21 protein-coding genes are annotated in these 19,413 nt (G+C 71.5%); 13 read left to right on the top strand and 8 right to left on the bottom strand.

Annotated elements, in window-relative coordinates:
- Positions 1 to 50 precede the first annotated feature (50 nt).
- Both ACIQVL_RS15225 and ACIQVL_RS15220 read left to right on the top strand, forming a co-directional pair.
- The gene (locus ACIQVL_RS15225; RefSeq protein ID WP_403433621.1) at positions 51 to 1,325 is read left to right on the top strand and encodes a PucR family transcriptional regulator; all 1,275 of its coding nucleotides are present in this window, start codon (positions 51 to 53) and stop codon (positions 1,323 to 1,325) included.
- Between the two features lie 117 nt (positions 1,326 to 1,442).
- A complete protein-coding gene (locus ACIQVL_RS15220) occupies positions 1,443 to 2,420 on the top strand; it encodes a CorA family divalent cation transporter (protein ID WP_403475544.1) in 978 nt (325 codons plus the stop codon).
- Here the strand turns inward: ACIQVL_RS15220 and ACIQVL_RS15215 are convergent.
- The 3 genes from ACIQVL_RS15215 to ACIQVL_RS15205 all read right to left on the bottom strand — a co-directional run bounded on the left by ACIQVL_RS15215 (position 2,417) and on the right by ACIQVL_RS15205 (position 4,978).
- Complete coding sequence (locus tag ACIQVL_RS15215; RefSeq protein ID WP_403475492.1) at positions 2,417 to 3,805, bottom strand: purine-cytosine permease family protein; 1,389 nt, start codon at positions 3,803 to 3,805, stop codon at positions 2,417 to 2,419. The two genes, ACIQVL_RS15220 and ACIQVL_RS15215, sit on opposite strands and share 4 nt — an antisense overlap.
- Before the next feature lie 153 nt (positions 3,806 to 3,958).
- Complete coding sequence (locus ACIQVL_RS15210; RefSeq protein WP_403433627.1) at positions 3,959 to 4,201, bottom strand: chaplin; 243 nt, start codon at positions 4,199 to 4,201, stop codon at positions 3,959 to 3,961.
- Between the two features lie 126 nt (positions 4,202 to 4,327).
- On the bottom strand, positions 4,328 to 4,978 hold the full coding sequence (locus tag ACIQVL_RS15205) for an FMN-dependent NADH-azoreductase (protein ID WP_403433629.1): 651 nt from the start codon (positions 4,976 to 4,978) through the stop codon (positions 4,328 to 4,330).
- A gap of 128 nt (positions 4,979 to 5,106) precedes the next feature.
- On the opposite strand from ACIQVL_RS15205, the gene ACIQVL_RS15200 reads away from it, so the two are divergent.
- Both ACIQVL_RS15200 and ACIQVL_RS15195 read left to right on the top strand, forming a co-directional pair.
- Positions 5,107 to 5,457 (top strand): winged helix-turn-helix transcriptional regulator, encoded by a 351-nt coding sequence (locus ACIQVL_RS15200; RefSeq protein WP_403433632.1) that lies wholly within the window; start codon positions 5,107 to 5,109, stop codon positions 5,455 to 5,457.
- Between the two features lie 257 nt (positions 5,458 to 5,714).
- Positions 5,715 to 7,409 (top strand): protein kinase, encoded by a 1,695-nt coding sequence (locus ACIQVL_RS15195; RefSeq protein ID WP_403433634.1) that lies wholly within the window; start codon positions 5,715 to 5,717, stop codon positions 7,407 to 7,409.
- A 447-nt stretch (positions 7,410 to 7,856) separates the two neighbouring features.
- Here the strand turns inward: ACIQVL_RS15195 and ACIQVL_RS15190 are convergent, their stop codons facing one another.
- From ACIQVL_RS15190 to ACIQVL_RS15180, 3 genes are all read right to left on the bottom strand, one after another.
- The gene (locus tag ACIQVL_RS15190) at positions 7,857 to 8,537 is read right to left on the bottom strand and encodes a DUF6082 family protein (protein ID WP_403433637.1); all 681 of its coding nucleotides are present in this window, start codon (positions 8,535 to 8,537) and stop codon (positions 7,857 to 7,859) included.
- A 386-nt stretch (positions 8,538 to 8,923) separates the two neighbouring features.
- A complete protein-coding gene (locus ACIQVL_RS15185) occupies positions 8,924 to 9,190 on the bottom strand; it encodes a PLD nuclease N-terminal domain-containing protein (RefSeq protein WP_351957448.1) in 267 nt (88 codons plus the stop codon).
- A 114-nt stretch (positions 9,191 to 9,304) separates the two neighbouring features.
- On the bottom strand, positions 9,305 to 10,159 hold the full coding sequence (locus tag ACIQVL_RS15180) for a maleylpyruvate isomerase family mycothiol-dependent enzyme (protein WP_403433640.1): 855 nt from the start codon (positions 10,157 to 10,159) through the stop codon (positions 9,305 to 9,307).
- 157 nt (positions 10,160 to 10,316) lie between these two features.
- Between ACIQVL_RS15180 and ACIQVL_RS15175 the strand changes: the two genes are divergently transcribed.
- A complete protein-coding gene (locus ACIQVL_RS15175) occupies positions 10,317 to 10,781 on the top strand; it encodes a DUF3515 family protein (protein WP_403433643.1) in 465 nt (154 codons plus the stop codon).
- A 9-nt stretch (positions 10,782 to 10,790) separates the two neighbouring features.
- On the opposite strand, the gene ACIQVL_RS15170 is transcribed toward ACIQVL_RS15175, so the two are convergent.
- A complete protein-coding gene (locus tag ACIQVL_RS15170) occupies positions 10,791 to 11,351 on the bottom strand; it encodes a TlpA family protein disulfide reductase (protein WP_403433646.1) in 561 nt (186 codons plus the stop codon).
- A gap of 63 nt (positions 11,352 to 11,414) precedes the next feature.
- On the opposite strand from ACIQVL_RS15170, the gene ACIQVL_RS15165 reads away from it, so the two are divergent.
- The 8 genes from ACIQVL_RS15165 (at position 11,415) to ACIQVL_RS15130 (ending at position 18,056) form a co-directional block, all read left to right on the top strand.
- Entirely contained in the window at positions 11,415 to 12,866 is a 1,452-nt protein-coding gene (locus ACIQVL_RS15165) for a menaquinone biosynthesis decarboxylase (RefSeq protein WP_403433647.1), read from the top strand.
- Positions 12,863 to 13,765 carry a menaquinone biosynthesis prenyltransferase MqnP gene (mqnP, locus tag ACIQVL_RS15160; RefSeq protein WP_403433650.1) on the top strand — a complete coding sequence of 301 codons (903 nt, stop codon included), beginning with the start codon at positions 12,863 to 12,865 and terminating at the stop codon, positions 13,763 to 13,765. Before ACIQVL_RS15165 ends, mqnP begins: the two co-directional genes overlap by 4 nt.
- A gap of 85 nt (positions 13,766 to 13,850) precedes the next feature.
- On the top strand, positions 13,851 to 14,495 hold the full coding sequence (locus ACIQVL_RS15155; RefSeq protein WP_403433653.1) for a UbiX family flavin prenyltransferase: 645 nt from the start codon (positions 13,851 to 13,853) through the stop codon (positions 14,493 to 14,495).
- Between the two features lie 85 nt (positions 14,496 to 14,580).
- A complete protein-coding gene (locus ACIQVL_RS15150) occupies positions 14,581 to 15,036 on the top strand; it encodes an Lrp/AsnC family transcriptional regulator (protein ID WP_093499807.1) in 456 nt (151 codons plus the stop codon).
- Positions 15,037 to 15,074: 38 nt separating this feature from the next.
- Positions 15,075 to 16,238, top strand: a complete 1,164-nt coding sequence (gene mqnE, locus ACIQVL_RS15145; RefSeq protein WP_403475491.1) for an aminofutalosine synthase MqnE — start codon at positions 15,075 to 15,077, stop codon at positions 16,236 to 16,238.
- A 218-nt stretch (positions 16,239 to 16,456) separates the two neighbouring features.
- Positions 16,457 to 16,981, top strand: a complete 525-nt coding sequence (locus tag ACIQVL_RS15140; protein ID WP_403433658.1) for a GNAT family N-acetyltransferase — start codon at positions 16,457 to 16,459, stop codon at positions 16,979 to 16,981.
- 89 nt (positions 16,982 to 17,070) lie between these two features.
- A complete protein-coding gene (locus ACIQVL_RS15135) occupies positions 17,071 to 17,370 on the top strand; it encodes a DUF4229 domain-containing protein (protein ID WP_403433661.1) in 300 nt (99 codons plus the stop codon).
- A 47-nt stretch (positions 17,371 to 17,417) separates the two neighbouring features.
- Complete coding sequence (locus ACIQVL_RS15130) at positions 17,418 to 18,056, top strand: TetR/AcrR family transcriptional regulator (RefSeq protein WP_403433663.1); 639 nt, start codon at positions 17,418 to 17,420, stop codon at positions 18,054 to 18,056.
- Between the two features lie 13 nt (positions 18,057 to 18,069).
- Here ACIQVL_RS15130 and ACIQVL_RS15125 read toward each other — a convergent pair whose 3' ends face one another.
- Positions 18,070 to 19,362, bottom strand: coding sequence for a DUF6716 putative glycosyltransferase (locus ACIQVL_RS15125; RefSeq protein WP_403475490.1), 1,293 nt, complete (start codon positions 19,360 to 19,362; stop codon positions 18,070 to 18,072).
- Positions 19,363 to 19,413 lie beyond the last annotated feature (51 nt).

The following is a 19,413-nucleotide window of genomic DNA, read 5'->3' as shown; positions in this document are numbered from 1 at the left end:
CCCCGGCCGGACGAAATGTCAGCGGCCGTGCCCGTCCCCTGGAGGCCGCCGTGCCCGCACTCACCCTCCGCGAAGTCCTGGCCCTCGACCCGGTGCGGGCGGCCCGCCCCGAACTCCTCGCCGGGGAGGACGCCCTGGACCGTCCCGTCCGCTGGGTGCACTCCAGCGAGGTCTACGAGGGCGCCAACTTCCTCGACGGCGGCGAACTCCTCCTCACCAACGGCTTCGGGCTCACCGACGCGGGCGACGAGGTCCGCCGCCGGTACGTGCGGGAGCTGGCGGCGCGCGGGGCGGCCGGGCTCGCGGTGGAGGTCGGGCGCGCGCTGCCCGGCATGCCGCCCGAGGTGACCGACGAGGCCTGCCGGCTCGGCCTGCCGCTGCTCGCCCTGCACCGGGTGGTGCCCTTCGTGCGGATCGCCGAGGCCGCCAACCGGGCGATCGTGGCCCGGGGCCTGTCCGGCCGCCGTACGGTCGTGCGGACCTGGGGCGACGACCACGCGGTGGCGCTCCTCGCCGACCTGGCCGACGGGCAGGCCCTCAACCAGCCGGAGGTGGAGGCGCGGGCCGCCCTCGCCGGGTTCCATCCCGGCCCCGGCGCCCGGCTGCTCGGCGTCTCGCTGCACGGCAGCCGGGGCGTGGGCGCGGTGGACCGGGCGGTCCGGGCACTGGGCGGGGCCGGGGTGCTGCGGGCCGCGTTCCCCGGGGACGTCCTGGCGCTGCTCGCGGTACCGGCCGCGGTCCCCGGCGATCCCGTGCGGGCCGTGCAGGAGGCGTTCCGGGGCGCCGCCGAGGCGGGGGCCACGGTCGCCGTCGGCCACGCGGTCGGCCCCGGCGGCTGGCTGCACTGGAGCGAGACGCTGCGCGCCGCCCGCACCACCCTCGAACTCGCGCTGACCGTGCCGCCCGCCGAACCGGCCGTGCCCGAGGGCCCGTCGGTGACCTCGGCCCGCGCCCTCGCCCTGGAGCGGGAGCTGACCCGGGGCGGCGTCGCCGCCAACCGCGACCGGCTCGCCGCGCTCGTCCAGCACGCCCTCGGCCCGCTGCTGGCCTGGGAGGCGGCCCACCCCAGCGACCTGGTCCGCACCCTGGAGGTGCACCTGCGGCACGGCTGCTCCCCGACCCGCACCGCCGCCCTCCTGCACATCGGCCGCCAGTCCCTCTACCAGCGCCTGGAACGCATCGAGTCCCTCCTCGGCCTGGAGATCGACGACCCCGACCTGCTGGGCGAACTCCTGACGGCGGCCTGCGCGCACCGGGTGGTGCGGGGGACGGGCGCGGGGACCGGGACGGCGGTGGCGGGCGGGGCACGGACGGCGGCTGCCTGAGCGACCCGGGGTTCCCGCCGCACCTGCCTGGCCTCACCCGTCCGGGGCTGTGCCGCGCGCACGCGCACGCCTCCGAGTGCGCGCCCCGCGGGCCGCACGCACGCTGGCAGGGTGGCGATGATCGTGACGGTGGTGTCGGTGCCGGACGGGGGCACGACGACGGTCTCCGTGCCCGAGGCACGCCGGCGGCTCGCCACCGACCCCTTTCTGTTCCTCCGTGTCGAGCTGTCGGAGGAGGAGCCGGGGCAGGAGGAGGAGCCGGTCGTGCGGCGGCTCGGTCTTGACGGTGCGGAGCTGGAGTGGTTCGGCAGGCGGGGGGAGTCCGCGCGGGCCGACTTCCTCGGGGAGACCGCAGCGTTCGTGGTGCCGGTGGTCCGTGACCGCGAGGTCGACCATGTGCACGTCCTGGCGGGCGAGCGTTTCCTGGTGGTCGTCCACTGGGGCCGGCCCACCCTGGCGGCGGACATCACCGCGCAGCTGCGGCGGGAGCGGCCGCACGACGCCGTGGCCACCCTGTTCCTGCTGCTCCAGGAGGCGCCGACGACGTTCCGGCGGGCCGCGGTGCGGGCGCTGCTGCGGGTGGAGGAGCTGGAGGACGACATGTTCGAGGGGCGGCGGCCCGAGCAGGTCTATCTCCTCTCCCAGCAGCGCCGCTGGGCCGCCCTCCTGCACCACTCGCTGCTGCCCTACCTCCAGGCCGTCGAGGAGGTGGTGACCCGCAGGATGATGAGCCCCGACTTCCCGGCGGAACGGCAGCGGCTGGCCCGGGAGTTCCAGCGGGCGGCGCGCCTGGTCCTCGCGGACATCGAGTCGCTCCAGGACGCCGCCCGCCGGGCCTTCGCCAGCTACGGCTCCCTGGTCGCGGGCGAACAGAACGGTGTGATCAACCGGCTGGCGATCGTGTCGGTGATCTTCCTGCCGCTGTCGTTCCTGACCGGGTTCTTCGGCATGAACTTCGAGTTCCTGACGAACCGGCTGGAGACCCGCGACGAGTTCTGGCTGCTCGCCGTGGGGCTCCAGCTGGTCGCCGTGGTCGGCTCGCTGTTCCTCCTGCACCGCAGCCGGATCTGGCGGCGGCTGCGGGACGACGACTAGCGCGTGCGCCTGCGCAGCGCCGCGTACAACAGGGCGCTGATCGCGAAGCCGACCACCGGCGTGATGTCGCCGAAGGCGGGGTGGTGCTTCGGGACCCAGCCCACGTAGTCCTCCTGGTTGGAGAAGAGGGGGACGGAGACCGCGACGCCGATCAGAAGTGAGGCGAGACCGGGCCAGTTGGTGAAGGAGCGGTCGGCGAGGCGGGCCGAGAGTTCCTCGTCCGTCGCCGTACGGCGCTGCAGCCACCGTTCCACCAGCACGACTCCCAGCCAGGGTGCCACCCAGTACGCGATGACCAGCAGGAACGCCTCGTAGGCCGCGCCCGCGTCGTCCAGGGAGGCCCAGGCGGCCGCGGTACCGGCGATGCCCGAGACCACGACCAGGGCGCTGCGGCTCAGCCAGGTGGGGAGCTTCAGGCCGAAGGAGGCGATGGAGATCGCGCCGGAGTACACGTTGAGGGCGTTCGCCGAGACCCCGCCGAGCATGATGGCGAGCAGGACGAGGTCACCGAGCCAGCCGGGGAGGTGGCCGGTGAAGGCGGCCGTCGGGGTGGCGTCCTTCGGGGCGATGATGGTCGCCGAGGCCGCGCCGATGACGGCGACGACGGAGACCGACACGAACAGGCCGACGGCCGGCCACAGGACGGTCTTCACCTTGTTCGCGGTGCGCGGCAGGTAGCGGGAGTAGTCGGTGGCGTACGGGTTCCAGCCGGCCGCGTAGCCCCAGGCCGCGCTGAACGCGAGCAGGAAGCCGCCGACGCCGCCGCCCGAGCCGCCCCCGCCGAGGTCGGCGTCCTTGAAGGTCCACACCCCGGCCAGCAGGAAGACCACCGCGAGCGCCGGGAACGCGTACTTCTCGAAGGTGTGCACGAAGTTGTGGCCGATGAAGCCGATGAGGATCTCGGCGACCACGACGAGGAGAAGGGAGGGCAGCGGGCGCAGGCCGGTCAGCGTGTTCAGGGCGAAGGCGGCGCTGACGCTGTTCACCGCGAACCAGCCGACGCCCGCGAGCAGGCCGTTGGCGGCGGAGGGCAGGATGTTGCCGAGGAAGCCGAACGAGAAGCGGCCGATCACCATCTGCGGGACGCCGAACCGGGGCCCGTCCAGTGACAGCACGCCCTGGGTGACCGCGCCGATCGCGGTGCCCAGCAGGATCGCGGCGGTCGCCGTCCAGAAGTCGAGGCCGAAGAAGAGGACCGCGATCACGCCGATGTAGACGGTCGCGAACTCGATGTTGGGGGACGCCCAGGTCCAGAGCAACTGGAGCGGGCTGCCGTGGCGTTCGGCGTCGGGGATCGGTTCCGAGCCCGCCGCCTCCACGGCGATGACCCGGTCGCCGTACTCGGGCGCGATGCTGGTGGTGGAACCGGCGGGAGCAGTCGTCATACGAGGTAAGTGTCGGGACCGCTGCCGGTGCGGCCCAGGGGCGCACTGTCCGCTTCGGGCGGCTCACCGGCGTACAACCTGCACGCAGGCGAGGACTTCCGGAGGCGCGGTGCCGCCGGAAGTCCTCGGACGATACCTCCGGGCAGGCCCGGGTCAGCCGTTGGTGCAGGTGTTGGCCGCCGCCGGGTTCAGCAGGCCGATGACGTCGATGCTGTCGCCGCACAGGTTCACCGGGATGCTGACCGGGACCTCGATGACGTTGCCCGACACCACACCCGGGCTGTTGGACGCGGTACCGGTGGCGTCGGCGCCGTTGTCGGCGAACGCGGCGGTGCTGCCGCCGAGGGCGAGGGCGGCGGCGAGGGCGCCGGTGGCGGCGAGGGAACGGATGCGCATGCCAGTCTCCAAGGTGTCTGGATGTCAGAACGCGTCCATCACAACCGCCTGCCACCGGGCCCGCATGCGCTGCTGGGCCGATCGGCGCAACCGGCCCCGGACCGGGGCCCGGTGCCGGCGCTCACGTCACGCGGCGAGGCGGTCCGCCAGTTCCTTCGCCTTGCTGGCCGCGTCCTGCAGGGCGCGCTCGCGGGAGGCCTCGTAGAGCGGCACGAGCTCGGCCATCGCCGGGTTCTGCGGGGCCATCGTCAGCTCCGGCACGATGAAGTCGACGTCCAGGCCGAGGCCGTCGGAGAGCAGCGCGGTCAGGTAGTTCTGGACGTACTCGAACGGCTCGCGCGGGGTGCCCGGCGCGTACGAGCCGCCGCGGCTGGCGACGACGGTGACCGGCGTGCCCTTGGCCGAGGGGTTCTCGCCCATCGTGCGGTTGAACAGGACCACGTTGTCCAGCCACGCCTTGAGCGTCGACGGGATCGTGAAGTTGTACATCGGGGCGCCTATGAGCACCGCGTCCGCCTGCTCCAGCTCCTCGATCAGCCGCACCCGGGCCGCGAAGGCGTCCGCCTGCTCCGGGCTGTGGGTGGCGGGGTCGGCGAAACCGGCGGTGTGGGCGGCCGCGGTCAGGTGCGGTACGGGGTCCGCCGCCAGGTCGCGGTAGATCACCGTGCCCTCGGGGTGCTGCGCCAGCCACGCCGTGCGGAAGGCGTCGGTGACGGCACGGGAGGAGGAGGCCCCGCCCGGGAGCAGGGACGAGTCGATGTGGAGAAGGGTGGCCATGAGAGGTCTCCGGATACACGGGCCCAGGGCAGAGCCGCAGGGGCTGAGAATTCGTACTCAGCTATAGATAACACAGGTGCTTACTTTTTTTCACCCCCTTCCTTTTGGTGTGGCTGTACCCTGATGCCATGGCGGTGGAGCAGGTCCATGACCCGGAAGCGTGCAAGGGCGTCGACGACGGCATCACGCGCGTCTTCCAGGTGCTCGGCAAGCGCTGGAACGGCCCGATCCTGTCCGTCCTGATGGATCAGCCCACGCACTTCGCCAGCCTGCGCCGCGCCATCCCCGGCATCAGCGAACGCATGCTCTCCGACCGGCTCGCCGAACTCGCCGCGGCCGGACTCGTGGTCCGCGAGGTCGACGAGGGCCCGCCGCTGCGGGTCTCCTACCGGCTCACCGCACAGGGGGCGGCCCTGGAGCCGTCGCTGAAGGCGCTGGGGGAGTGGGCGCGGGAGCACCTTCCCGACTCGCCCTGCTGACCGGCTCCGGCCCGGCGGCGCCGACTTGCGGGGGGCGCTATGCCCGGAAGGTGGCCCGGTAGTCCGCGGGGGACGTGCCGACGTGGCGGTGCAGCGCACGCCCGGCCGCGACGGCGCCGCGGACGCCCCGTCTCACGCTGGTCCGCAAGGGCAGACCCGGGGGCAACTTGCCCTGAGGGAACCGAAATCGGTCAACCACCGGTGTCGGCGGTCCTATGCTGACCGGGTCTTCGGGAGTCAGCGGTGCGGGAGGGGTCGTGGCAGCTCTGGAGCCCGGCGATCCACGCTCTGTCGGGGAGTACCAGCTGCTGAGGCGGCTCGGCGCGGGCGGGATGGGCCGGGTCTTCCTCGGCCGTTCGCCGGGCGGCCGGGCCGTCGCCGTGAAAGTGGTCCATGCCGAACTGGTCGCGGGACAGCCCGAGTTCAGGTCACGGTTCCGGCGTGAGGTGGAGGCCGCCCGCAAGGTGAGCGGTGCCTTCACCGCACCGGTCGTGGACGCCGACCCGGACGCCCCGCTGCCCTGGCTGGTCACCAGCTACATCGCCGGGCCCTCGCTGCAGGACGCGGTCGCCGAGCGGGGGCCGCTGCCCGCCGCCACCGTGCTCGATCTCGCCGCCGGGCTGGCCGAGGCGCTCACGTCGATCCACGCGGCCCAGCTGGTGCACCGGGACCTCAAGCCGTCGAACGTGCTGCTCGCCGAGGACGGGCCGCGGGTCATCGACTTCGGTATCGCGCGGAGCGTGGAGTCCGCGACGATCACGCAGGCGGGGCTGATGGTCGGCTCGCCCGGCTTCATGTCCCCGGAGCAGGTCGCGGGCAGTGAGGTGACCGGCGCGAGCGACGTGTTCGCGCTCGGCGCGGTGCTGGCGTTCGCGGCCACGGGCGGCAACCCGTTCGGCGACGGGCCCACCCCGGCCCTGCTCTACCGCGTCGTCCACGACGATCCCGACATCACCGCCGTCACCGACCCGGCCCTCGCCTCCCTCGTCGCGGACTGCCTGGCCAAGGACCCGGCCGGGCGGCCCACCCCGCGCGAGATCCTGGCCCGGATCGGCCCGGCGGCAGATGCCACCGCCTTCCTCGCGAGACCCGCAGCCGATCCCCGGGCCGGCTTCACGCGCCCGGCGCCGCAGCCCGTTGCGGCGACCCGCCCGGTCACCAGGCTCGCCCCGGCGCCGCAGCCGGTGCCCCAACGCCGGAACCCGGGCACGAGCCGCCGTACCCTGCTCGTCTCCGGGGGAGCGCTGGCCGTCGCCGCGATCGCCGCCGTACCGGTCGCACACCTGGTCAACCGGGGCAAGGCCAAGTCCCCGCAGCACTCGGCCGGTTCGGGTTCCGTCTCCGTCCCCTCGCCGCTGGACGCCTGGCCGCTGGACGAGACCTCGGGCGCGGTCGCCGCCGACGACACCGGCCGGTACGACGGCGCGGCCACCGCGGTCGGGTGGGGGCGGGGCAAGGACGGGGCCGCGCTGTTCGACGGCGGCACCAGCCAGATCGCGACCGCGGGACCGGTGCTGCGGACCGCGAAGGGCCGCAGCTTCACCGTCTCGGCGTGGGTGGCCCTGAGCAGGGTGCCGTCGTTCTTCGCGACCGCCGTCAGCCAGGACGCGCAGGACGTCAGCGGCTTCTACCTCCAGTACTCGGCCGCGGAGAACCGCTGGGCCTTCGCCCGCCCCGACCTGCGCGCCCTGTCGTTCACGGTCCCGAAGCCGGACGTCTGGACCCACCTGGTCGGCGTCTACGAGGGCCTCCGCAACCAGCTCCTCCTGTACGTCGACGGCGTCCAGGAGGCCGGCATCAACGACAGCAACCCCGTCGCCGCCCACGGCCCCCTCCTCATCGGCCGCGCCACCACCGCCGGCACCCCCGCCGACTGGTTCCCCGGCTCGATCAAACAGGTCCAGGTGTTCCAGCGGGCGCTGACGGCGGCGCAGGTCAAGGCGCTGCTGTAGCGGCCCTGTTCGAATCGAATGCCGTCGACGGCAACACCGTAAAACCCATTCGTGTCCGCCTTGACAGCGGGCTGCCGCCCCTTGTAGAGAAATACCTCCGAACAACTCCGAAGCGAAGAGTGCGCTCTGGCCCGGGAAGAGCAGCACTCTTCCCGGGGTGCGCCTTCCGGAATAGGTACATGTATGCGAATCGCTAGGCGGCTGGACAATCCGGGACCGAGCTGCGCCGGTGACGTGAACTGTCCGGCAGTATTCTCGACATCAACGGGTGATGTGGCCTTCATCGGGCGTACAGCATCGCCTGAGATGAGGGAAACGCTACCCGTCGGCTCGGGCGTGGGCGATGGTGAAGAGCTCGTCGTGGTCCCGAGAGAGGTTCTCATCAGTGCCGGCTGGAATCCACCCGGCGCATGATCCCGGTGGCGTGGCCGTGCAGGCGACCCCTGGTCAGGCCACGCCCCTGCTATCCGATCGGCGAGCGTAGGAGAGTTCCGCGAGATCGTAGAACTTGCGCATGTGTCCGCCATGCGGAGTCGCACGGTTGCGGGCCGATCGCGATGATTCCCAGAAATCGCGCAGGATGTCGTTGCTGAAGGCGTGGAAAAGACACTCCTCCAGTTCGTCGTCGGTGAGGTAATCGAGCTCGTAGCACATGCTGTGGTGGGACATGATCAGGTTGCAGTAGAGGTACTGCTTCCTCTTCTCGTCCGTATCCGCTAATCCATAGATCGGCCAGCACTTCATCAGCGCGGGGTCATTGATGGCCATCTCCAGAAGCTGGATATGACGAGCGCGTACCGCCGCCTCCGCCGAGCGCTGCACCGTCTTGTGCTGGCCCTGGGTGCTCTCGCGTTGCAGGCACAGTTCGGCCGTCTGGGCCTCCAGCACTTCCCGGTGCATTCGAGCCTCGTCGTTCTGGTGCCGGAAGGTGCGGGCTATGTAGATGAGGACCACGACGGAGGTGGCGGCAGCGGCGGCACCGTACGCCTGGCCTGCGTTGCTGGTGGCCGAGGACTGGATGGCGGGAAGACTGGTGAGCAGCATGGTGAGTCCGGCCGAGCCGGCGCATGCTGCCAGAGTGGTGATTCCGAGTATGCAGGCTTCTCGCATATGGCTCGACATGGCCATGGTGTCCTCCGCTGCCCCCGAGGCGTGCCCGACGCCTCTCAGAGTGGATTTCCCCTCTGGTCATATGGCAAAAACCGTCGAGGTGAAGCACGCAAAGGGCGCACGAGGGGGCATGCCGTGGGTGGAAGATCGGACAACCGTGATGACCTCTGGCTGACCCCTCGGCAGGCATCGCGACGTCATGCAAATCACGAACGTCACATCGTCGTTGACGGCCGGATCGCCTCCGGTGACCGACGGCCGTGCATCGGCGCGCCTGCCGTACGCCGTTGCGCAAACACCGAGGATGCTTTCGCGCTTTCGGAACCGGAAACTACTCTTCCCTTTTCCCGTCGCCAATATCGGCACGTCGGCCTATTCAACGGGAGGTGGGGACGTTCTGACAATCAGTCGGTGCGCGGATCGTCCGGCTTCAGCGACTTCAGGAACTCCGGGTTGTCGTCCGGCGCGACCCAGCGCTCGCGCGGCTGCCGGGTCCTGCCCGCCACCAGCCAGGCCACCGGGCCGACCAGGACCTCGCCGAAGAGCAGGATGATGAACACCCACGCCAGCTTCGGCAGGGCACGGACCTCGTCCTCGGGGGTGTTCAGGCAGTCCACGAAGGCGTAGATCCACAGTGCGAGGACCAGCAAGTAGGGCAGATACCTGAGCATGGCGGCCACACTACTGAAGTCGGCAGCGTGATGTCGGTGGGGGAAGCCGGTCGGGCCGGCGTCATCAGGAGCCGGCACCGGACGGCAGCGGACGGCACCGGACGGCAGCGGACGTCAGTGGACGATGGACACGATCCGGCACGCGGCTTCGGCGAGTCGTCGGTCTCCACGGACCCGGGTGCGGGACAGGGCGTCCGCGGGATCGATGCCGCGCGTGCACAGCCGCCAGAGGATCTCCGTGTCCAGCAGGACCACCGTGGTGGGCCGAGCGGTCGGTGCTACGGCCAACGACCACTTGTCCGCCGTGGCGGTCGCCGTCCAGCTGCCGCCGCCGGGGCCCTCGGCGATGACCTGGACCTGCGCCCCGATCGGTGCCGACGTGCTGCGGAGCGTGTGGGGCAGCGCCCGCATGAAGGTGTCGAGGACCAGGGCCAGGGCGCGCGGCTCCGGGTCGGTGCCGTGGCCGACGGCGTGCCGGATCTGCTGCCGGTGGGTCCAGTGCTCGGTGAACTCCCGGGCGATGTCCAGCCACGCCGGCGCGGGGTCGGCGCCGGCCCACGACACGCCCAGGTCGGCGACCGCGCCGAGGTCGGCCGTGGCGAACCGCTGGGCGAGCCGGGTACCTGCCGCGGCCAGGGCGTCGATGAGCGAAGCGGGGCTGTCGGCGGCGTGCAGCTCGACCCACTCCTGGTTCGTGCGGTGGATGAATGCCTCCAGCGTCTCGCCGTCGGCGAAGCCGTTCCGGTGGTCGTGGCCGAGACGGCTGCAGTAGGTGCCGAGGAGGTGGACGGCAACGTTGTGCACCGTCCAGTGCCCGGCCGCCGTCTTGCCCCAGTCGGCGGGCGTCAGGCCACGCAGGGTGTCGAGCAGCGACCTGAGCTCCGGACCGAACAGCGCACGCGCGTCGACCGGGTGCCCCAGCCAGGAACTGCCGGACACCCCGGACACGCCGTCGGACTCGGGACTCATGGCCACAGCCTGTCAGCCAGGAGCCGTGGCCTGCCACCGGATACTCCCGCGTTCGGCAGCGGGTGCCCGAGGCTGCGGACCGGCACCCCGGCATCATGGTTCTCGTCCGACGGGAGGGGAAGCGGTGGGGGTGCGTGGCTGGTCTCGCAGGAGCCGGGTGGCGGTCGGAATGGCCGTGGTGGGGCTGGTCGCCGGGGGCGCTCTGGTCGCCGGTGAACTGGACTCGCCGGTGTTCGGGCTGGCGCAGGGGCCGTTCGCCCGGGACCCGGCGTGTGCGCGGCTCGCCGACCGGTACCCGCACCGGCTCGGGGGTGTCGCCCGGGACCGGGTGACCTTCGAGGGACTCGCCGTGTGGGGGCACGGGGCGGTGGAGCTGCGGTGCGGGGTGAACCCGCCGGGCCCGACCACGGACGCGTGCGTCAGCGTGGATGGCGTCGACTGGGTGTGGCGGGAGACGGCTGGGGACGGCCGCAAGAAGCTGGTCACCTACGGCCGCAGTCCCGCCGTGGAGGTCTCGGTCGCCGGCTCCGTGGCGGGTCTCGACGGGGTGCTGGTGGACCTGAGCCACCTGATGGCGCCGCTTCGGGAGGGCGCCAAGTGCCTTGCCTCCAGCGACAGTTGACCGGGTGCGCTACTCCGCCAGCAGCGGCCCGGTGACGGCGCGGACGTCTGCCTCCGTCAGGGGGCTGAGGTACTTCGCGGCGATCTTCCCGCGCCGGTCGATGAAGAGGGTGTACGGCAGCGCCTGCGGCAGGTATCCCTTCGGCAGCCGGACGAGCTTGCGGCTGCCGGGGTCGTGCAGGCTCGGGTACACCAGGTCGTGCTCGTCCTGGAACGCCCGCCCCTTGTCCTGCCGGGCGTCCGTGTCCACCCCGAGCACCTGGACGCCCTTCGCCGCCAGCGCCCGCTGCGCCCTGGACAGTTCGGGTGCCTCGGCGCGGCAGGGCCCGCACCAGGACGCCCACACGTTGAGGACGACGACCTTGCCGCGGTAGCCGGCGAGGCTGACCGGCGTGCCGTCGAGGCTGCTGCCGGTGAGGTCGGGGGCCGCCTTCCGGTCGGCGGCCGGTATCCGGGTCAGCGGGGAGACCGGCGACCCGGCGGCCTCCCGGGCCGGAGCACAGCCGACGGCGAGCACGAGCAGCGGGGCGAGGAGCGGGGCGAGCAGCGGCAACCGGCGACGACGTCTCACGGCCGACGAGTATGCAGGGGGCGGTGGGCGGGCCCGGACCCCGGGTGGCCGATACTGGGACACATGGCTTACGACGATCTTCGCTCCCTGCTCCGGGCACTGGAGCGCGAGGGAGACCTCAAGCGTGTCAAGGCCGAGGTCGACCCGTATCTGGAGGTCGGGGAGATCGTCGACCGGGTGCAGAAGGCCGGTGGACCGGCGCTGCTCTTCGAGAACGTGAAGGGGTCGGACATGCCCCTCGCGATGAACGTGTTCGGCACCGACCGGCGGCTGCTCAAGGCCCTCGGCCTGAAGTCGTACGGGGAGATCTCCGAGAAGATCGGCGGGCTGCTGCGCCCCGAGCTGCCGCACGGCTTCGTCGGTGTGCGCGAGGCGTTCGGGAAGCTCGGCGCGATGACGCACGTACCGCCGAAGAAGGTGAAAGAGGCACCGGTGCAGGAGGTCGTCCTGACCGGCGACGACGTCGACCTGGACCAGCTCCCGGCGCTGTTCACCTGGCCGAAGGACGGCGGCTCCTTCTTCAACCTGGGGCTGACCCACACCAAGGACCCCGAGACCGGCATCCGGAACCTGGGCCTGTACCGGCTCCAGCGGCACGACCGCAACACCATCGGCATGCACTGGCAGATCCACAAGGACAGCCGCAACCACTACCAGGTGGCGGCGCGGAAGGGGGAGCGGCTCCCGGTCGCGATCGCCTTCGGCTGCCCGCCCGCCGTCACCTACGCCTCCACCGCCCCGCTCCCCGGCGACATCGACGAGTACCTCTTCGCCGGGTTCATCGCCGGCAAGCGGATCGAGATGGTCGACTGCAAGACGGTCCCGCTCCAGGTCCCGGCGAACGCCGAGGTCGTCCTGGAGGGCTGGCTGGAGCCGGGCGAGATGCTGCCCGAGGGCCCGTTCGGCGACCACACCGGCTTCTACACCCCGCAGGAGCCGTTCCCGGCCCTGACCATCGACTGCGTGACGATGCGCAGGCGTCCGCTGCTCCAGTCGATCGTCGTCGGCCGCCCCCCGACGGAGGACGGCCCCCTCGGCCGGGCCACGGAACGCTTCTTCCTGCCCCTGCTGAAGATCATCGTCCCGGACATCGTGGACTACCACCTCCCCGAGGCCGGCGGCTTCCACAACTGTGCGATCGTCTCGATCGACAAGAAGTACCCGAAGCACGCGCAGAAGGTCATGCACGCGGTCTGGGGGGCGCACATGATGTCGCTCACCAAGCTGATCGTGGTCGTCGACTCCGACTGCGACGTCCACGACCTGCACGAGGTCGCCTGGCGGGCCCTCGGCAACACCGACTACGCCCGTGACCTCACGGTCGTGGAAGGCCCCGTCGACCACCTCGACCACGCCTCCTACCAGCAGTTCTGGGGCGGCAAGGCGGGCATCGACGCGACGAAGAAGTGGCCCGAGGAGGGCTACACACGGGACGGGGGCTGGCCGGACATGGTCCTGTCGGACCCGGATACGGCGGCCCTCGTGGACCGCCGCTGGAAGGAGTACGGCCTGTGAGTTCCGCCTCCGCAGCCCTCCCGCAGCCGGGACGGACGAAAGCCTTCCTGCGCCTGGTGATGATCGAGCACTCGGTCTTCGCCCTGCCCTTCGCGTACATCGCCGCGCTGACCGCGATGTTCGAGCTGGACCGGAACATCCACTGGGGCCGGCTGCTCCTGGTCACGATCTGCATGGTCGGCCTGCGCACCTTCGCCATGGCCGTCAACCGGATCATCGACCGCGAGATCGACGCCCGGAACCCGCGCACCGCCCACCGCGAGCTGGTCACCGGCGCGATGAGCGTCAGGCACGCCTGGACCGGCGCGCTGATCGCGGTCGCGGTCTTCCTCGGCTCGGCGGCCCTCCTGAACCCCCTCTGCCTGGCCCTGGCCCCCGTCGCCGTGATCCCGATGGTGGTCTACCCCTACGGCAAGCGGTTCACGAACTTCCCCCAGGCCATCCTCGGCCTCGCCCAGGCCATGGGCCCGATCGGCGGCTGGCTGGCGATCACCGGCGAGTGGTCCTGGGACGCGGTGATCCTCGGCCTCGCCGTCGGCATCTGGATCGGCGGCTTCGACCTGATCTACGCCTGCCAGGACGTCGAGACCGACCGCGAGATCGGCGTCATGTCGGTCCCGGCCCGCTTCGGCATCCCGGCGGCGATCTGGGGCGCCCGGGTCTGCCACGCGGTGGTGACCGGCCTGTTCGTCTGGTACGCCGTGGTCACCCACGCCGGCGCGTTCTTCTGGCTGGGCCTGGTGATCGTCGCCGGCGCCTTCGCCTACGAACACTCCATCGTCCGCCCGCACGACCTCTCCCGCCTGAACCGCGCCTTCTTCAGCGTCAACGGGTTCATCGGGATTGCCCTCTTCGTGTGCGCGCTGCTGGACCTGCTGGTCCGGGGCCTGAGCGTCTGAGTACGGTCGGTCACCGTGGACCCGTCCTGAACTCGCCGGGTCGCGCCGGTACGCTCAAGATGTGAACGCAGGAGAAACGCAGCGCGTGCCTTGGATCGTGGGGGTGTCCGGGGCGTCCGGAACGCCGTATGCCGCTGCTGTGCTGCGTGCCCTGCTGGACGCGGGGGAGAGCGTCGACCTGGTGGTCAGCCGGGCCTCGCGGCTCACCCTGCTGGACGAGACCGGGATCTCCTTCCGGGACGCGCACTGGCAGGACGACCTGGGCGAATGGCTGGCGCGGGGGGCCGACGGCAAGCCGGGCACCTTCGCGGCCGACCTGGCCCGGGTGCGGTACTGGAGCGCCGGGGACCTGGCCGCGGGGCCGTCCTCCGGGTCGTACCCGGCGAAGGGCATGCTGATCGTGCCGGCGTCCACCGCCGCCGTCGCCGGGGTCGCCCTCGGCCTCTCCAAGGACCTGCTCCAGCGGGCGGCCAGTGTCACCCTGAAGGAGCGCCGCCCGCTCGTCGTCGCCGTCCGCGAGACCCCGCTGAACGGCCAGACCCTGCGCCACCTGGTCACCCTGGACGACCTCGGGGCGGTCGTCGTCCCGACCTCCCCCGCCTTCTACGCGGGCGCGACCCACATCCAGGACCTGGTCGACTTCGTCGCCGGGCGGGTGCTGGACGCGGCGGGCGTCGGGCACCGGCTCTACCGCCGCTGGGAAGGGGACCTCGGCGGCGGAAGCAAGTAGCACCACCCCCCGGCACCACCTCCGCACCACCTCTGCACCACCTCTCATCTACTTCGGGAAATCTTCAGCGGAAGGCTTCGATCGCATGGACGCCGTGGACAGGCAGCTCATCCAGGCCCTGAGGGAGAACGGCCGGGCCTCGTACGCTGAGCTGGGCCGCCTCGTCGGACTGTCGGGACCCAGCGTCACCGACCGCATCAACCGGCTGGAGGCGGCCGGGGTCATCACCGGCTACCGCGCCACCGTCAACGCGGCCTCGCTCGGCCTCGGCGTCACCGCCCTCATCGGGATCTCCCTCTCCGACGCGGCCGACCACGAGGACGTGGCGCAGCGGCTGCGGGACCTGCCGGAGATCGAGGACTGCTGGTTCATCGCCGGCGACGACTCGTTCATGCTCAAGGTGCGTTCGTCGGACGTGGACGGACTGGAGAAGACCATCCGGCGGCTGTCCGGGACGAAGGGCGTCTCCCGGACCCGTACCACGATCGTGCTGTCCACGAAGTGGGAGAACCGGGTCGGGGAACTGCCGGAAGAGGCGTAGCCGTACCGTAGTCGGAGTTGTCGTAGAGAGGTGTGGGCATGGACGTCGGGCTCAAGCGTGAGCTGGAGGAGAAGGTCAGGGCCGGTGAGCGGCTGACCCGCGAGGACGGCATCGCGCTGTACGAGTCGGACGACCTGGCCTGGCTGGGCGGCCTCGCCCACGAGGTGCGGACGCGGAAGAACGGCGACGTCGTCCACTTCAACGTCAACCGCCACCTCAACATGACGAACGTGTGCACCGCGTCCTGCGCGTACTGCTCGTTCCAGCGCAAGCCGGGCGAGAGGGACGCGTACACCATGCGCATCGAGGAGGCGGTGAAGCTCGCCAAGGCGATGGAGGGCGAGAACCTCACCGAGCTGCACATCGTCAACGGCCTGCACCCGAACCTGCCGTGGCGCTACTACCCGCGGTCGCTGCGCGAGCTGAAGGCGGCCCTCCCGAACGTCTCGCTGAAGGCCTTCACGGCCACGGAGATCCACCACTTCGAGACGATCTCCGGTCTGTCGGCCTCCGAGATCCTCGACGAGCTGATCGACGCGGGTCTGGAGTCCCTCACCGGCGGCGGCGCGGAGATCTTCGACTGGGAGGTCCGGCAGCACATCGTGGACCACCGCACCCACTGGGAGGACTGGTCCCGGATCCACCGCCTGGCGCACGAGAAGGGTCTCAAGACCCCGTGCACCATGCTGTACGGCCACATCGAGGAGCCGAAGCACCGGGTGGACCACGTCCTGCGCCTGCGCGAGCTCCAGGACGAGACCAACGGCTTCCAGGTCTTCATCCCGCTGCGCTACCAGCACGACTTCGTGGACGTGAAGGACGGCAAGGTCAGGAACCGGCTCCAGGCCCGGACCCAGATGGCGACCGGCGCGGAGGCCCTGAAGACCTTCGCGGTGTCCCGGCTGCTGTTCGACAACGTCCCGCACGTCAAGGTCTTCTGGGTCATGCACGGCGTGCAGACGGCGCAGCTGGCGCTGCAGCACGGGGCCGACGACATGGACGGCTCGGTCGTCGAGTACAAGATCACTCACGACGCCGACAACTACGGCACGCCGAACAAGCTGACCCGCGAGGACCTGCTGGACCTCATCCGCGACGCGGGCTTCCGGCCGGTGGAGCGCAACACCCGCTACGAGATCATCCGCGAGTACGACGGTCCGGACCCGGCGCGCCGGGAGTCCCCGCAGCCGATGCGGGTCTGAGCCTGGGCCGACGGTGCGTTGTCGGGTGCGAGTGCGTGGGGGCTGATCGCGCAGTTCCCCGCGCCCCCAAAAGCCAGAAGCAGGGGCCGCTGCAGTGCGCCCCCGTTTTCAGGGGCGCGGGGAACTGCGCGACAAGCCACGACGCACCCGCACCCGCCAACGCGCCCTCGGCGAAATCGGCGCTACCCACCCCCCGCCGTAATGGATACGATCCCGCCATGCCCCTTACCTTCACCCTCGACCCCGCCGTCACCCCCGCCCTCCGCGACGGTGTCCTCAGCCTGTGGACGGACGTGACCAACGCCGGCGGTGCCGTCGGGTTCGTCGCGCCGGTGACCTCCGAGGAGATCCGGCCGGAGCTGGTCCGGCACCTCGTCGCGATGGCCGAGGGCCGGCACCGGCTCCTCGTGGGGTACGACGAGGCCGGCGAGGTCGCCGCCACCGCCTTCTTCTCCTTCAACACGCACCGGCTGATGACGCACTGGGTGTGGCTGTACACGGTGATGGTGCACCCGAGGCACCAGGGCCGGGGCCACGGCCGCGACCTCCTCGCGGCCGCCGCCGACGCCGCCCGCGGCTTCGACGGCATCGACGCGATACGGCTCGGCTGCCGCGGCGGCCTCGGCCTGGAGGACTTCTACGCCTCCTGCGGCTACAAGGAGGTCGGCCGGGTCCCGGCCGCGGTCCGCGTCGCCCCCGGCGACGACCGCGACGACATCACCATGCTGCTCCCGCTGACCTGACCCGCCCCGACCGACCCCGGTGAAAGATCGGCCCCACGGCGTGCTTCACTGGACGGTGCCCCTTTTCGTCATCGGAAGACTGGATTGAGATGCTCCGCTACACGCTGATGCGCCTCGGTATCTTCGCGGGCTGCCTCCTCGTCGTCTGGGGCCTCGTCTACGCCGGCGCGTTCCCGCGTGGCTTCGGCGACTCCAACTTCCTGTGGGTCCTGCTGCTCTCCCTCGTCCTGTCGGCGCCGATCAGCTTCGTCGTGCTGCGCAAGGAGCGGGACCGGGCCTCGGTGCAGGTCGCGCAGCGGGTCGAGCGGATGCAGGCCAACATCGAGGCCAACCGCAGCCAGGAGGACGCGGCGGTCGAGGCGGCGGACCAGGCCCAGACCTCCTCCTGAGCTCCTGAGCGGCTCCCGCGCCTCCGGCCCCAACTAGGCTTTGTCCCATGGGGACCGTCAAGACCAAGCGGATGCCGCGGGCGGTACGTGAGCAGCAGATGCTGGACGCCGCCGTGCGGACCTTCGGCCAGCGCGGCTACATGGCCGCGTCGATGGACGAGATCGCCGAACTCGCCGGTGTCTCCAAGCCGTTGGTCTACCTGTACCTCAACTCCAAGGACGACCTGTTCACGGCCTGCATCCGCCGTGAGGCGAGCGCCCTGACCGAGGCGGTCCGCACCGGCGTCGACCGCGAGCTGCCCGCCGACCGGCAGCTCTGGGACGGACTGCGGGCGTTCTTCACGTACACCGCCGAGCACCCCGACGGCTGGTCGGTGCTGCACCTCCAGGCCCGTACGCACGGCGAGCGGTTCGCCTCCGAGGTCGCGGCGATGCGCGAGGAGATCGTCGCGTTCGTGACCCAGCTCATCGTCGCCGCCGCCCGCGCGGCGCACCGTGACCCCGACCTGGCGGAGGGCGAGGTCGCCGGCCTCGCCGAGGCACTGGTCGGCGCCGCCGAGTCCCTGGCCACCTGGGCCAACGCGACCCCGGGCGTGACGGCACGCCAGGCGGCGGCGACCCTGATGAACTTCGCCTGGGCGGGGCTGGGCAACCTGATGGAGGGCCGGCCCTGGTCCCCGCCGTGACCGGCCCGGTCCGTCACACGGCACTCCAGCGGCGCAACGCGGGCGCCACTCGGCGGCTGCCCACGCGGTAGAGCTTCTTGGCGCCCCGCCCGGCGACCCGTCGTACGGCCAGCTGCACCCGGCCCCGTCCGGTGGCACCCGGTGGTACGGGCAGCGGGCGGCCCTGCTCGTCGAAGCCGTTGTTGTGGAGGATGCCGGCGAGGTAGATGCCGGCGGTCTGCGGGGTGTAGTAGGGGCGCAGCGGCGGCAGGGGACCGGCGGCGCGCAGCTCGGTGACACGGGCCCGCGCCGCGGCGTACGGGTCGCTCCTGCCGATGCCGTGGGCGGCCGCCCACTCCGGGTCGGGCTGCGGGAGCGCGCCCGCGTCGATGTCGTCCCAGGACGCGAGGCAGCCGGAGTGCACGAAGTAGTGGTTGCCGTGGGCCTCGCGGACGCCGAAGTCGGTGAGGATCGCGGTGGGTATCCGCCGGTGCATCGACTCCAGGGCGGCCGTCGAACTCACCGTGACCAGCAGGTCGGTGCCGTCCAGCACGTCGGCCATGTTGCCGTAGACGAGCTGGAGGTTCGCGGGCGCGGGCTCGGCGAGGGTCTCGACGAGTCTCTGGTACGGGTTGGACTCCACGTGGGTGGTCTGCTCGCCGGGCAGGCTGCGCAGTTTCACCAGCACGAGCCGCTCCGGGTACAGGCGTGCGTGGGCGGCGGCGCGCTCCAGGAGCCGGAGCCGGGACGTGCGGTCCTTGGGCACGGACGGCTGGGCCGCGAAGGTGACGGTGAACGGCCGGTCGGCGGAGGTCCGGTAGGGGGCGCCGCCGAGGAAGGGCAGGGCGCACTCGACCACCGAGCCGGGATCGACGCCGACGCTCGCGAAGACGGAGCGGAAACGGCGGCTGTCGTGGTCGGAGTTGGCGAGCACCAGGTCGGTGCCGGCCCGGGTCATGAGACCGTCGACCATCTTCTCGTAGACCACACCGACGTACCCGCTGACCGTCACCGGCCGGTGCAGCCGGCCCTCCCAGGCCCGCCCCAGGCTGTGCACGAGCGACAGGACGGTGCCGCCGAGGACCGCCAGCACGACGACGTCGGCCGCCGCCAGTTCCTCGTCGTCGACCAGTGCGGCGGCGGGCACCTCACGGCGGCTGTCGGGCTCGATGCCGATCTCGGCGAGCTGCCGTTCGGTGGGCGTGGACCGGCCCTGCAGGAAGTACGCGTCCAGCGCGCAGTCGGGGGCGAGCTGCCGGGCCACCGACGCCCCCCATTTCCAACGGGTGTCAGAGTCGGCGATTACTGCGACGCGTCTGGGAGGCATGCTCAGCGCCCTTCGTGCAATGGATCATAAAAGTGAGCTGAGGCTAGGGAC

Source organism: Streptomyces sp. NPDC090499 (genome assembly GCF_044769305.1).
GTDB lineage: Bacteria > Actinomycetota > Actinomycetes > Streptomycetales > Streptomycetaceae > Streptomyces.
This window is presented reverse-complemented; position numbering and strand designations above follow the sequence as displayed.

What these genes read in the sequence shown, in the direction of transcription:
- ACIQVL_RS15220 (WP_403475544.1), top strand. Translation starts at nt 1,443, where the DNA reads ATGATCGTGACGGTGGTGTCGGTGCCGGACGGGGGCACGACGACGGTC.
- ACIQVL_RS15215 (WP_403475492.1), bottom strand. Translation starts at nt 3,805, where the DNA reads ATGACGACTGCTCCCGCCGGTTCCACCACCAGCATCGCGCCCGAGTAC.
- ACIQVL_RS15210 (WP_403433627.1), bottom strand. Translation starts at nt 4,201, where the DNA reads ATGCGCATCCGTTCCCTCGCCGCCACCGGCGCCCTCGCCGCCGCCCTC.
- ACIQVL_RS15205 (WP_403433629.1), bottom strand. Translation starts at nt 4,978, where the DNA reads ATGGCCACCCTTCTCCACATCGACTCGTCCCTGCTCCCGGGCGGGGCC.
- ACIQVL_RS15200 (WP_403433632.1), top strand. Translation starts at nt 5,107, where the DNA reads ATGGCGGTGGAGCAGGTCCATGACCCGGAAGCGTGCAAGGGCGTCGAC.
- ACIQVL_RS15190 (WP_403433637.1), bottom strand. Translation starts at nt 8,537, where the DNA reads ATGGCCATGTCGAGCCATATGCGAGAAGCCTGCATACTCGGAATCACC.
- ACIQVL_RS15185 (WP_351957448.1), bottom strand. Translation starts at nt 9,190, where the DNA reads ATGCTCAGGTATCTGCCCTACTTGCTGGTCCTCGCACTGTGGATCTAC.
- ACIQVL_RS15180 (WP_403433640.1), bottom strand. Translation starts at nt 10,159, where the DNA reads ATGAGTCCCGAGTCCGACGGCGTGTCCGGGGTGTCCGGCAGTTCCTGG.
- ACIQVL_RS15165 (WP_403433647.1), top strand. Translation starts at nt 11,415, where the DNA reads ATGGCTTACGACGATCTTCGCTCCCTGCTCCGGGCACTGGAGCGCGAG.
- ACIQVL_RS15150 (WP_093499807.1), top strand. Translation starts at nt 14,581, where the DNA reads ATGGACGCCGTGGACAGGCAGCTCATCCAGGCCCTGAGGGAGAACGGC.
- mqnE (WP_403475491.1), top strand. Translation starts at nt 15,075, where the DNA reads ATGGACGTCGGGCTCAAGCGTGAGCTGGAGGAGAAGGTCAGGGCCGGT.
- ACIQVL_RS15140 (WP_403433658.1), top strand. Translation starts at nt 16,457, where the DNA reads ATGCCCCTTACCTTCACCCTCGACCCCGCCGTCACCCCCGCCCTCCGC.
- ACIQVL_RS15135 (WP_403433661.1), top strand. Translation starts at nt 17,071, where the DNA reads ATGCTCCGCTACACGCTGATGCGCCTCGGTATCTTCGCGGGCTGCCTC.
- ACIQVL_RS15130 (WP_403433663.1), top strand. Translation starts at nt 17,418, where the DNA reads ATGGGGACCGTCAAGACCAAGCGGATGCCGCGGGCGGTACGTGAGCAG.
- ACIQVL_RS15125 (WP_403475490.1), bottom strand. Translation starts at nt 19,362, where the DNA reads ATGCCTCCCAGACGCGTCGCAGTAATCGCCGACTCTGACACCCGTTGG.